Origin of the sequence: Streptomyces sp. NPDC021080 (assembly GCF_044333225.1) — a bacterium.
Classification (GTDB): Bacteria; Actinomycetota; Actinomycetes; order Streptomycetales; family Streptomycetaceae; genus Streptomyces.
In genome coordinates this window covers 534,910-546,600 of record NZ_JBIRQM010000001.1, presented here as the reverse complement: position 1 = coordinate 546,600, position 11,691 = coordinate 534,910, and the positions used below count along the sequence as shown (strand labels likewise).

13 protein-coding genes are annotated in these 11,691 nt (G+C 71.0%); 7 read left to right on the top strand and 6 right to left on the bottom strand.

Annotated elements, in window-relative coordinates; all coding sequences use genetic code 11:
* Positions 1 to 247: 247 nt before the first annotated feature.
* On the bottom strand, positions 248 to 1,000 hold the full coding sequence (locus tag ACH4S8_RS02425) for a peptidoglycan-binding protein (protein WP_398390102.1): 753 nt from the start codon (positions 998 to 1,000) through the stop codon (positions 248 to 250).
* Positions 1,001 to 1,292: 292 nt separating this feature from the next.
* On the opposite strand from ACH4S8_RS02425, the gene ACH4S8_RS02420 reads away from it, so the two are divergent.
* Positions 1,293 to 1,973 (top strand): DUF6445 family protein, encoded by a 681-nt coding sequence (locus tag ACH4S8_RS02420; RefSeq protein WP_398390100.1) that lies wholly within the window; start codon positions 1,293 to 1,295, stop codon positions 1,971 to 1,973.
* A 205-nt stretch (positions 1,974 to 2,178) separates the two neighbouring features.
* Positions 2,179 to 2,538 carry a luciferase family protein gene (locus ACH4S8_RS02415; RefSeq protein WP_398390098.1) on the top strand — a complete coding sequence of 120 codons (360 nt, stop codon included), beginning with the start codon at positions 2,179 to 2,181 and terminating at the stop codon, positions 2,536 to 2,538.
* A gap of 79 nt (positions 2,539 to 2,617) precedes the next feature.
* On the opposite strand, the gene ACH4S8_RS02410 is transcribed toward ACH4S8_RS02415, so the two are convergent.
* Positions 2,618 to 2,842: a hypothetical protein gene (locus ACH4S8_RS02410; protein WP_398390096.1), complete on the bottom strand. Its 225-nt coding sequence runs from the start codon at positions 2,840 to 2,842 to the stop codon at positions 2,618 to 2,620.
* Between the two features lie 291 nt (positions 2,843 to 3,133).
* Between ACH4S8_RS02410 and ACH4S8_RS02405 the strand changes: the two genes are divergently transcribed.
* On the top strand, positions 3,134 to 3,814 hold the full coding sequence (locus ACH4S8_RS02405) for a TetR family transcriptional regulator (protein WP_398390703.1): 681 nt from the start codon (positions 3,134 to 3,136) through the stop codon (positions 3,812 to 3,814).
* Between the two features lie 206 nt (positions 3,815 to 4,020).
* On the top strand, positions 4,021 to 4,392 hold the full coding sequence (locus ACH4S8_RS02400) for a Zn-ribbon domain-containing OB-fold protein (protein WP_398390701.1): 372 nt from the start codon (positions 4,021 to 4,023) through the stop codon (positions 4,390 to 4,392).
* Positions 4,393 to 4,519: 127 nt separating this feature from the next.
* On the opposite strand, the gene ACH4S8_RS02395 is transcribed toward ACH4S8_RS02400, so the two are convergent.
* Together ACH4S8_RS02395 and ACH4S8_RS02390 are read right to left on the bottom strand one after the other, a co-directional pair.
* Positions 4,520 to 5,326, bottom strand: a complete 807-nt coding sequence (locus ACH4S8_RS02395) for a pectate lyase (protein WP_398390095.1) — start codon at positions 5,324 to 5,326, stop codon at positions 4,520 to 4,522.
* Between the two features lie 98 nt (positions 5,327 to 5,424).
* Complete coding sequence (locus ACH4S8_RS02390; RefSeq protein ID WP_398390093.1) at positions 5,425 to 6,402, bottom strand: polysaccharide lyase family 1 protein; 978 nt, start codon at positions 6,400 to 6,402, stop codon at positions 5,425 to 5,427.
* A gap of 338 nt (positions 6,403 to 6,740) precedes the next feature.
* Between ACH4S8_RS02390 and ACH4S8_RS02385 the strand changes: the two genes are divergently transcribed.
* Complete coding sequence (locus ACH4S8_RS02385) at positions 6,741 to 7,202, top strand: hypothetical protein (protein ID WP_398390092.1); 462 nt, start codon at positions 6,741 to 6,743, stop codon at positions 7,200 to 7,202.
* 182 nt (positions 7,203 to 7,384) lie between these two features.
* Here ACH4S8_RS02385 and ACH4S8_RS02380 read toward each other — a convergent pair whose 3' ends face one another.
* Together ACH4S8_RS02380 and ACH4S8_RS02375 are read right to left on the bottom strand one after the other, a co-directional pair.
* A complete protein-coding gene (locus tag ACH4S8_RS02380; protein WP_398390090.1) occupies positions 7,385 to 7,771 on the bottom strand; it encodes a PPOX class F420-dependent oxidoreductase in 387 nt (128 codons plus the stop codon).
* Positions 7,772 to 7,826: 55 nt separating this feature from the next.
* Positions 7,827 to 8,462, bottom strand: a complete 636-nt coding sequence (locus tag ACH4S8_RS02375; protein WP_398390089.1) for an HAD family acid phosphatase — start codon at positions 8,460 to 8,462, stop codon at positions 7,827 to 7,829.
* Positions 8,463 to 8,719: 257 nt separating this feature from the next.
* On the opposite strand from ACH4S8_RS02375, the gene ACH4S8_RS02370 reads away from it, so the two are divergent.
* Both ACH4S8_RS02370 and ACH4S8_RS02365 read left to right on the top strand, forming a co-directional pair.
* On the top strand, positions 8,720 to 10,072 hold the full coding sequence (locus ACH4S8_RS02370) for an NAD(P)/FAD-dependent oxidoreductase (protein WP_398390087.1): 1,353 nt from the start codon (positions 8,720 to 8,722) through the stop codon (positions 10,070 to 10,072).
* A gap of 193 nt (positions 10,073 to 10,265) precedes the next feature.
* Positions 10,266 to 11,654, top strand: coding sequence for a S1 family peptidase (locus ACH4S8_RS02365; RefSeq protein ID WP_398390085.1), 1,389 nt, complete (start codon positions 10,266 to 10,268; stop codon positions 11,652 to 11,654).
* The last annotated feature ends 37 nt before the right edge of the window (positions 11,655 to 11,691 follow it).

The window sequence follows — 11,691 nt, the reverse complement described above, 5'->3', positions numbered from 1 at the left end:
CCGCACCGCACCGCACCGCACCGCACCGCACCGCACCGCACCGCACCGCACCGCACCGCACCGCACCGCACCGCACCGCACCGCACCGCACCGCACCGCACCGGCCAGGATCGCGCCCACGCCGGGTGGGCAGTCGGGCGCGAGCGTGGACGTCCGCGTCACGGACATCACGGTGTCCGGGAACGCGGAGGGGTCAGGTGGCCGGGGCGGAGGGAGCGACCGTCACCGCGCCGCCGCCCCGGCCGTCTCAGGGGGCCGTCGTCCTGGATTCCAGGTCGGCCCGGGTGTCGTTGCCGTAGACGCCGGACTCGTCGCCCCGGATGCCGTACCAGAGCTGGAAGCGGGCGACCGCCGCGGCGAGCGTGGCGTCATAGGTACCGCTGGTGCTGCCGTGCTCGTACACGTTCGGGATACGGAGCAGGCGTCGCTGAAGGTCCGTCACCTCGGGGCCGTTGTCCCCCTGCCGGAGGGTGCCGGCACCGTCCGGATCCGGGGCTCCGGCGGCCGGTGCCGTCGAGGAGTGTGCTCCGGCTCCCGCGGAGCCGTCGCCGTGGCTCGCGCCCGGCACCAGGAGAGCGAGGGCGAAGCCGGTCAGACCCGCCGCCGCGATGGCGAGCGTGATCGCCGCGCGGCGCAGGCCCGCACCGCGCTCCGGGCCGTGGGCGCCGCCGGGACCCTTCCCGGACGGGTGTGCGGCTCCGGCGGCCGACTGTTCGGCCGTTCGTGCCCCGAACGGCTGCGGAGTGTCGGCCGTGTAGTCCTCCCCCTCGAAAACCGGGGGCAGTTCCTCGGTCTCGTCCTCCTCCAGGACGGGCAGGAGCCGTGGGGGCGGCGGCGCGGCGGCCGGCGCGAAGTCGTCGTCCGCGTCGGTCATCCCCTCCTTCTCGCGCACCTGCCGGAGCAGCTCCGCCAGGGACTCGGAGCGACGGCTGCGCTCGACGTGCGTGGGTTCGATCACGGAGCGCCCGGTGGACCTCCCGCGTTCGGGCCGTGCCGACACACTGCTCTCCTTCCGTCCACGCGGTCTCCCGCCGTCCCTGTGCAGTGATACGCGGCCGAAGGCCGGGACGTTCACCGTCACCACGTGTCGGTGATCACCGACGGCCCCGCCGCCGTGCCCCACGACGGAATGTGAACTCGGGTGCTCCGCGCCCCTATTGGCGCCCCGCGTACGCGCAGATCCCTCGCGGACGCCGGGCCCCGCCGGTCTTGGACGATCCATGAACCGAGTTGGCGGAAGGTTGACCAATTCCCTGGAGATCGCTGACGGACGCGTCTATAGGGTCGGCCGCATGCCCCCACAACCCCCCAGGTCACCGGCGTTGCCGGTCCTTCCCTACCGCAAGCCCACCCGTGACCGGGACTACTGGGTCTTCGACGACGTGCTGCCCGATCCGGATGCCGTACGGGCCCGGTGCGTCGGCAGGGACGACTGGGCCAAGGGATATCCGTACACCTCCGAGAGCTGGCCGGGCCTGCGGACGATGCCGGGACTGGAACCGGACGAACTGGCCCGTGTGGAGCGGCTGGTGAGGAAGGCCACCGGCGCCCAGAAGCTGTGGCAGCAGTCGACGCCGTCGGGCGCCACGCTCAACCACAACTGCGTCCAGGTCGTCGGCAAGGACGAGGGCGAGCCCCGCCCGCACACGGATTCCCGCGCCCTGTGCCGTTACGCCGCGGTGCTCTATCTGAACCCGAACGTCCCCAAGGACTGCGGGACGGCGTTCTTCCGGCAGGCCCTGCCCGGCGGCCGACTGGGGGGCAACGTCGTCGTCGCGCCGCACAACAACCTGGTCGAGGCCCTCGGCACCCGCTTCGTCCCGCCGGACTCCTTCGTCGAGGACATCCGCGTCCCGCACCGGTACAACCGGCTGCTCCTCTACAACGCCAACCTGATGCACAGCGCCACCGGCTACTGCGGGACCACCATGGAGGACAAGCGGATGACCGCCGTCTTCTTCTGGATGGCGTGACCCGTACGCGCCCCCGGCGGGTACCCCGGTACGACGCGCGGCCCCGGACCGTCGGGTCCGGGGCCGTTCTCTGCCGCGCCGGTCCGGTGCTCAAGAGCGAGGCGCCTCCCATTACCAGGTGAAAACCGGGCATTCCCGGACGGCCGAGGGATTACATCCGCGCCAAGTTCTGGTGGCCGGGAGGTGTGCTCGTCATGATGGGCGCATGACCTTGGCCTCCAGAGCCATGACGCGACTGGCCGGCTGGCCGGACCTCGCGGAGTCCCCGCCGAGTTGCGGCACGGGGCGCGCGCTGTGCGCGGCACAGTGCGAGATCGTCCACTTCCACTCCGACCACGACGTCGACCTGCACCTCACCGACCGGGCCATCCGGCGTTTCGAGGACCACCTCAGGACGTCGACGGCCGTCCGCGTGGTGCCCGGTTCCCGCTGGGTGACCATCCGTCTCGAGGTCGACTCGGACATCGACCTGCTGCTGACCCTGGTGAGTGTCGCTCTGCAGGCCCACCGGAACGGGCACATGGCGGGCGACGACATCTTCTCGGCGACCTGCAACGACCACTGACCGGCCCGTGGACGCCGGCGGGAACGCATCGAGCCTCGGCACTCGTGCGGGAACGAGTGCCGAGGCTCTTCTCACCGTGTCATCCGGGGGGAGATGACGCGGCGCGCCGGGCGCGGGTGCCCGTCGCGCGCCGACGGCGGGTGGCGACGGTGACGGCGACACCGGCGGCACCGTCGGCGAGGACGGTCACGGCCGCGCCCACGATCGGCGGGGCGATGCCACCACCGGTCCCGGCGGGACCATCCGGACGGACGGTCCGCCGACGTTCGGCGAGGAGGCGGCAGACGCGCCCGGCCCTGGCCACGGCTCGACCTCATCGTCGATCACCATTGATGGGCTGTCAACTTCACTCCCTCCCAGGCGAGTTCATGGACGACCACATATCAGCCACATGGGGAACCCGGTACTCCGAGGCGCGGGCCGAGTGACCCCGGGGCGGATCAGGCGCGCAGGCCGGACGAAAACGGTCAGGGAACTCAGTTCCCCCATGAGAGTGCACCGAGTGCCACCCCTTCGGCTTCGATGCTAGTTTCCGACCATGAACGAGGCACCGGGGCGCCGCGAACCCGCCGACGCGGCCACCGCCAAACCATCGATGCGGGACGCCCTGGTGGGAGCCGCCTTCCAGCTGTTCCTGGAACGCGGCTACGAGGAGACCACCGTCGACGACATCGTGGCGCTCGCCGGGGTCGGCCGGCGTTCTTTCTTCCGCTACTTCCCGTCCAAGGAGGACGTGGTCTTCCCCGACCACGAGCGCTGCCTGGCCGACATGACGGCGTTCCTGGCCGAGGAGGCCGGCGCCCAGGACCCGGTGCAGCGCGTCTGTGGCGCCGCCCGGCTGGTCCTGCGCATGTACGCGGAGAACCCGACGTTCTCGGTCCAGCGCTACCGCCTCACCAAGAAGGTGCCCGGCCTGCGCGCGTACGAACTGTCGGTCGTCTGGCGTTACGAGCGCGCCCTCGCCGAGTATCTGCGCGGGCGCTCCGCCGGGGCCCGCGCGGACACGCTGCGCGCCGACGTCGTCGCCGCGGCCGTGGTCGCCGCGCACAACAACGCCCTGCGCTCCTGGCTGCGTTCGGACGGGACGGGTGACGCCGAGGCGGCCGTCGACCAGGCCCTCGGATACGTGCAGAACACGTTCGGCACCTCGCCCGCCGCACCCGCACCCGCACCCACACCCACGGAACCGGAGGACGTGGTGGTCGTCGTCTCGCGGCGCGGAGCGCCCATGTGGCGGGTGGTCCAGGAGATCGAGTCGGCCTTCGCGCGGGACTGAGCACCGGCCCTCCGCCGCACCCTCTTCATTTTGAGGGTACGGAGTGCCTTTACGGGTGACACTCAGTGCCATAACCTGTGGTCGTGCACGGCGATCCGCGCACATCAGATTCCGGCCGAGCGCAGGGAGATGACATCGTGTACCACCCAGGAATCGCCCTACACCCGGGCCTGAATGCCTCGACGGACGTGCTCGACGCGGGTTCCGTGGAGCACCTCGACGCCGCGTCGGCGGAACGCGCCGGGGACGTGCTGCTCTTCCAGCGGTGCCACTGGTGCGCCACCGCCATGTACAACCGCCTTCTGTGTCCCGTCTGCGCGGGCAGCGACCTGCGCACCGAGGCGAGCGCGGGCACGGGCGTCGTGCGCCACTCCACGGTGATCCACCGCAACACCCCGGCGGCCCGCAACGTCTCCCTCATCGAGATGGCGGAGGGCTTCACGGTCCGGGGCCGGGTCATGGGATCGCCCGCCACCATCCACAGCGGCGACCGGGTCCAGCTCTCCACCGCCCAGGACCCGGTGCGCCGGCAGCCGGTGTTCCAGCTGATCGACGGCCCGTACGGCGGCTGGAGCTGAGCAGCGGCGTCCCGCACCGAGGCCGCCGTCCGTGCACCCGCGTACGGCGGGCCGGGAACCGACGGCCGAACGCGGCCGAACGGACCGGCCTGCGGGACCGGACCGTTCGGCCGCCGGACGACGGCCGTCAGCCGTAGGTGATGTCGGACGTCGCGTACTTGCAGTAGGTGCCGTCCGGGCCGCTGCCGTTCGTGGTCGGCTCGGCGCCGGTGTTGTTGCCCGTGTACTTCTGGCAGGGGACGATCTTCTTGCCGCTGTCCCCGACGATCCTGATGGACTTCAGGGTCGCGCTGTCGCCGTAGTTGGTGTTGATGCCGACGAGCTTGCCGCCCTTGTAGGTCGCCTCGACGGTGCTGAGATTGATCGTCCGCCTGTACTGCGTCCTGCAGTTGCCGCAGGACCGGACGAACGTGCCGAAGGTCTGCACCGCGAAGTTCGACACGTTCAGCGTTCCGGCCCCGTTGAACTGGAACACCTTGTCACTGGCCTCCTTCGCGCCGCCGCCGCTGACGGTGTAGACGTTGGAGGACGAGGAGCCGAGGAACGTCGCCGCGTCCTCGCCGACGTCCTCCCACCAGACGTTCTGCAGGGTGCAACTGCCCAGGCAGTGAATGCCGTCGGCGGCGGGCGAGCCGATGATGACGTTCTTCAGGACGGTTCCCGCGGCCAGTTCCAGGATCGGCCCCTGGTCCTCGTCCTGACTGCCCGTGCCCAGGTCGCCCGTGCCGTAGAGACGCTTCATCCCGTAGTCCTTGGTGCCGGACAGCGAGATGGTGGAGGAGACGGCCTGGCTGCCGGTCGCGGTCGGCCAGGTGGCGGCGCTCGCCGGGGTGAGTGCCCCGTCGGCCGTCACCATGGCGACCGAGAGGCCGAGTGCGGCGAGAGCGCCGGTGAGAGCGCGCCGCCCGGCGCGCGGGCGTACTGATGACGTCATGTCCCGATGCCTTCTTCCTTTGGGGGGACGGTCTTCCTGCGGGGGACGGCCTTCCGGCGGGGCGGCCGAGCGGGAATGCCGCCCGGAGGGCCGGGGCGTCAGAGTTTTCCGGTGCCCGCGCCGGTCGTCACCGACGCGACGACGGTCGAGGCCGGCTCGGCGGTGTAGCTGTAGGGCGGCTTCGTGAACGTGCCGACCTGCGAGATCTCGGTCGTGGCTCCGCCGAGGTCGTTGCCGGTGAGGTTGGCGTAACCGTCCTCGTCGCTGTCGCGGTTCGTCGTGACAGCGACCGCCGTACTCCGGAAGACGTTGTTCTCGACGAGCATCTGGGCGCCCATGCGCGAGTGCACCGCGGTGTCGGCGCCGACGACGTAGTTGTCGTAGAAGTGCCCGGTGCCGAAACGCAGGCTGGGGATGCGGGAGTTCACGTTGTCGAACCAGTTGTGGTGGTACGTCACCCGCAAGTGCCCGGTGTCCTCACTGGCGTTGCTGTCACTGTGGCCGACGAGCGAGCCCTTGTAGTGGTCCTTGAAGGTGTTCCAGGAGACGGTGACGTAGTCGGAGGCGTGGGTGATGTCGACGAGGCCGTCGTAGTAGTCCTTGCCGTGGTCGCGGTCCGACGAGAAGGAGTTGTGGTCGATCCACACCTTCGTCGACGCCTGCACGGTGATCCCGTCGGCGGGCGCGACCGGCTTGCTGATGTTCAGGTTGCGGACGACGACGTTGGTGACCTTCTTCAGGCGCAGTCCGCCGCCGGTGAACCCGGACCCCGAACCGACGCCCAGGACAGTGGTGTTGGAGCCGATGTCGACCTGACCGCTGAGCGAGATCAGGCCGCTGACCTTCACGACCTTGGCCGCGTCACCGGTGACGGCGGTCTTGAAGGCCGCGAGCGTCGTGACGGTGACGGCGGTCGTGCTGCCGCCGCCGGTGGTCCCGGCGCCGAAGCCGACCGGCGCGGTCTCGGCGGCTCCGGCCGCCTGCGGCAGGACGAGCGCCGCGGTGACCGCCAGGCCGGCGGCCCCGGCCGTCAGCAGGGCGAGACGGGAGCGCTTGCGTGGGGGGCGAGTGCGCATGCGGGTGTGTCCCTTCGGAGTTGACCATGGACATGTACACAGATGTCGTTCTCGCATCTGAACAGCACAGGGTGCGCGACATGACGTTCATCGACTGAACACGAGCTGGATTCGGTGACTTGCCCAGGTGGTGCGGCTCGGAGATCTGATGTCTCGTATACGAGATGTCACACACGGGTCACGCTGTTGAACGGGAACGTAAACGGTAAGCGCTTTCTAGTCAACGCTTACCACCGCACACATCCGGCCAACTCCCACCCCGGCGCGATGCCGGGGTGGGGCGCCGGGAGGCTCCCGGGTGATCCGCCGATGTCGGAGGCGGCTGCGATGCTGTCGGCATGACCCCTTGGAACCTGTTGGTCATCGACCAAGCCCTGCGCGCCAGTTGGGCCGCCGACACCTGCTCCGACGACGACCTCGCCCGCGCCGGATGGCATCCCGGCAACCCGGCGTGGGGCCACTGCGACATCACGGCCTTGATCGTGAACGACATCTTCGGCGGGGACCTGATGGTCGGCGAGGTCCACCGCGGCCGGGAACAGCACGGTTTTCACTGGTGGAACCGGCTGCCCGGGGGTGTGGAACTCGACCTCACGCGCGAGCAGTTCCAGGACGGCCAGACCGTGACCGCGGCCCGCGCCGTCGAACGGCCCCCGGGCCCGGTGCTCCGGCGCCAGGCGGAGTACCTCCTCCTGCGTGAGCGTGTCGTCGGGCGCCTCGGGCACCTCCCCGAGCCCGTCGGCCGACCGGGCGGCGAGCCGTCGGCCGCCTCGGATCGCGGTCGCCCCGGTCCAGGGTGACGGCCTCACAGCCCACAGCCCACGGCTCACGGCTCACGGCTCACGGCTCACGGCTCACGGCTCACGGCTCACGGCGAGACCGCACATGGCGAGACCGCGCACGGCCGGACGGCGCGCGACTCACGGTGAGACCGGACAGGGCCGGACGGCGCGCGGCGAGGCGGGACGGTGGTGATGCCGCGTCACGACGACAGCGTGACGCGGATGCCGACCGTGCCGGTCTCGCCGCGGCGCAGGCGGCTGCCCAGCAGGGTGAGACGGCCCACCACCCCGTACTTGCGGGCGATGAGCTTCCGGTACCGGGCCGTCTGCGCCGCGTCGACGATCTCGGCCGTGGCGGGGACCGGCTCGCCCGTCGGCCTGCCGCGCACGTCGCACGGACCGACGAGGACATCGGCCCGGTTGCGGATGCGCTTCACCTTCCAGCTGTCCGCCACGGTCCAGGCGCCCAGCGCCGTACCGTCCCGCACCACCCACACGGGCGTGGCGACCCCCGTACCGTTCTTGCGATAGCTGGTGATCAGCAGATACTTGCCGGATCCCAGCGCGTCCAGCGTGGCCTCGTCCATGGCCGAAGTGTAGGCGGGCCGGTCCGCGGCGCCGCCGGTGGGCGAGCCGTCCGGGTCAGGACAGCTGGCCGTCGTAGTCCGGCAGCTTGAACGTGCGCTCCGCGTGACCGCCGACCAGGTCGGTGGTGTTGTTGCCGACGTTGGCGATGATCGTGTAGCCGAGGGACTCGATCTCCGCGCGCTTGCCGGTCTTGTAGGCGCTGACCTCGTCGAAGAGGTCCGGCAGGTCACGCACGTAGAGTCCGTCGACCGGGTAGCCGACGCTCTTCAGGTTCCACTTCGTCTCACTGGCGATGATGCCCGGACGGGCGGTCACGAAGAACACGGCGACGCCCCGGGAGTGCGCGTAGCGGGCGAGCGCCAGCGAGGCCTTGACCGCCGGGGTGGGCAGCTCGTACCAGGGGTGGAAGTCGGTCTCCAGCGTGGTGTTGTCGATGTCGAAGACGACCGCGAGCTTCTGTCCGCCGGCGTTCGCGGTGCGCTGCTGGACGTACGGCACCGCCTGGTCGATGACGGTCTGGACGTCGCTCTGCCAGGTGGCGTAGTCGACGTCGGCCGTCGCGGAGGCGCTCGCGACCGCCTGGACCGGGGCCGCGGCGGCGGACCCCGCCGCGGTGACCGTCCCCCCGATCCCGAGCGCCACGACCGCCGTCACCGCACCTATCCGCCGCACCACACCGTGTCCCGTCATGCCTGTCCCCTTTTCACAACTGTCGGTCGAATCGCATGAGTTGGTCGATCCCGCACATCACGACGGCGACAGTGCCCAGGACCGTCGCCGCGGCAGCCATGATCCTGGCAGCGCGTGTACGGAGGGGGAAGAGGTAGTTACCGATCGGTAGAGATCGTGCTTCTCGCGCTACGGGGTACGCGCGGTGCAGTGGCACACGTCCGCGACCCGTGTGAGCCTGGGCTCGCGGCTGGCACCAGCGGAAAGAGGCTGCTCTGATGCAAGGACCGAACATCGTCATCGTCGGCGCGGGTTTCGCCGGAGTCGAGGCCGCCAGAAGCCTGGAACGGACGCTCACCCCCGGCGAGGCCAGGGTCACCCTGATCAGCCCCACCGACTATCAGCTCTATCTGCCGCTGCTCCCCCATGTCGCCGCCGGTGTCGTCACGCCTCAGTCCGTGGCGCCCTCGCTGCGCCGGATCCTGCGCCGCACCGCGCTGGTGCCGGGCGGAGTGATCGGTGTCGACCCGCGGGCCAAGGTGTGCGTCGTCCGGAAGATCACCGGAGACCTCGTCGACCTGCGGTACGACTATCTGGTGCTCACTCCGGGAAGCGTGACCCGCACCTTCGACATCCCCGGTCTGGCGGAGGAGGCGCGCGGTATGAAGACGCTCGCCCAGGCCGTCTATCTGCGCGACCATGTGATCGCCCAACTCGACCTGGCGGCGGCCACATCGGACCACGACGAGCAGGCCGCGCGGCTCCAGTTCGTGGTGGTCGGCGGCGGCTACGCGGGCACCGAGACGGCGGCCTGCCTGCAGCGCCTGACGACCGCGGCCGCAGGGCGCTACCACCCCCGGCTCGACCCCGGTCTGATCAAGTGGCATCTGATCGACGTCGCCCCGAAGCTACTGCCCGAGCTGGGGGACAAACTGGGCGCGAGCGCGCTGGAGATGCTGAGCGAACGCGGTGTGCGGATCTCGCTGGGCACGTCCGTCGCCTCCGTCACCAAGGACGAGATCACCCTCACCGACGGGCGGGTGCTGCCGTCGCGGACGCTGGTGTGGACCGCGGGCGTCGCGGCGAGTCCGCTGGTCGACTCGCTGGGCACGGAGACCGTGCGCGGACGGCTCGTCACCGAGCCCGACTTCAGGGTGCCTGGACTCGACGGGGTGTTCGCGCTGGGCGACGCGGCGGCGGTGCCCGACCTGGTCAAGGGCGACGGCTCTCCCTGCCCGCCGACCGCCCAGCACGCGGCCCGGCAGGGCCGGCACGCGGCGAAGGTCCTGGCGGCGAAGCTGCGCGGACAGCCCACCCTGCCGTACCGGCACAAGGACCTCGGTCTGGTCGTCGACCTCGGCGGTCACGACGCCGTGTCCAAGCCGCTCGGCATCGGCCTCAAGGGCGCGCCCGCCCAGCTCGTGGCCCGCGGATACCACCTGTACGCCCTGCGCACGGGCGCCGCCCGGTTCCGTACGGGTGCCAACTGGTTCCTCAACGCCGTCGCGGGCGACGACTTCGTCCGCACCGGCTTCCTCGCGGACCGCAAGGGAACCCTGCGGGACTTCGAGCGCACGGATGTGTATCTCACGCGGGACGAGGTGGCCGCGCGGACCCGGGCCATCGCCTAGGGCCTGTCCGGTCGGTCACGGCGGAGACGCGGGGTGTGTGACGGCCGGTGCTTCCGACGTGAATCGGCCACCTCCGCGAGAGCTGCGAAAGGCGGTGAACGCGCGGGCCGGGGCGCACGTATGAGGGGAGGGCCCTCGACCGGGGCCTTCCGCGGCGGGGACGCCGCTCCGTACGGCTTCGGGAGCCCATGCAATGAGGCACGCACGACGACGGATCGTCCGACGGGGGGCGCGTCTCGCGGCCGTCGGCGGGCTGCTCTGCGGAGGGTTCATGGTGACGCGCGCCATGGCGAGCGAACCGTCCGACGCGTCGCGCACCACGACGAGTTCGGCACAGGCCGCGGCGGACACGGGTGCCGGGCTGGTGTCCCGGCTGGGCACCTCTCGGACGGCCGGCAACTGGATAGCCGCCGACGGCCGCCCCGTCGTCGCGGTCACCGACGCGGACGCGGCGGACGCGGTGCGGCGGGCGGGCGCTCGCCCGAAGGTCGTCACGCACAGCATGCAGGACCTCAAGTCCGCCACTCAGGAGCTGAGTTCGGCACCTCGGGTGCCGGGCACGGCGTGGGCGGTGGACTACACGAAGAACGAGGTCGTGGTGCAGGCCGACAGTACGGTCACCGCCACCGACTGGAAGCGCATGACGAAGCTGGCCGACGGCATCGGCGACTCGGTGCGGATGCAGCGGACCCAGGGCACGTTCACCACGCGGGTGAACGGCGCGCAGGCGATCTTCTCGACCGGCGGGCGCTGCTCGGCCGGGTTCAACGTGAGCAACGCGCAGGGCGAGTTCATCCTCACGGCCGGACACTGCGGCCCCGCCGGGTCGATATGGTTCTCCGACAACACCGGCAAGCAGCAGGTGGGCCGCACGGTCACCACGGCCTTCCCCGGCAGCGACTTCTCACTGATCCAGTACGACAACGCGCAGCAGACCGGGGCCGGGACCAACGTCGTGGCCATCGGCGGCGGCAACGGCGTACGGATCACCGGCGCCGCCGATCCGACCGTGGGCCAGCGGGTGTTCCGCAGCGGCAGCACCAGCGGGCTGCACGACGGTCAGGTGACCGCGCTCAACGCGACGGTCAACTACCCGGAGGGCACGGTCACCGGGCTCGTCGAGACCACGGTGTGCGCCGAACCCGGCGACAGCGGCGGCCCGTTGTTCTCGGAGGGCATCGCGCTGGGGGTGACCTCGGGCGGCAACGGGGACTGCAAGAGCGGCGGTACGACGTTCTTCCAGCCCGTGACCAAGGCGCTGACGGCGCTGGGAGTCACGCTCGCGGGTCAGCCCGCGCAGGGCTCGGCCGGTGGTGCGGCCCAGCAGCCCCCCGCCCCCACGGCGTCGGCCATGGCCTCGCAGGGAGGAGCGCCGGGTGCGGCGGCTCCGGGCGCGGTGGAGGCGGTCGGCGGGACGGGGACGGCCCAGACGTTCGTCTCCGAGCTGACCGACCCGAACAACGTCGGCCCCGGTCTGCTCGTCATCGGGGGAAGCATCATCGCGTTCGTGGCGACCCGCTTCATCCGTACCGAGCAGGACCGCAACGCCTACCGGCGGCAGTATTCGCAGAGCTGGGGCTGAGCGCTTCCCGAGGCGGGCCGGGCTCCGGGAAGCCGGG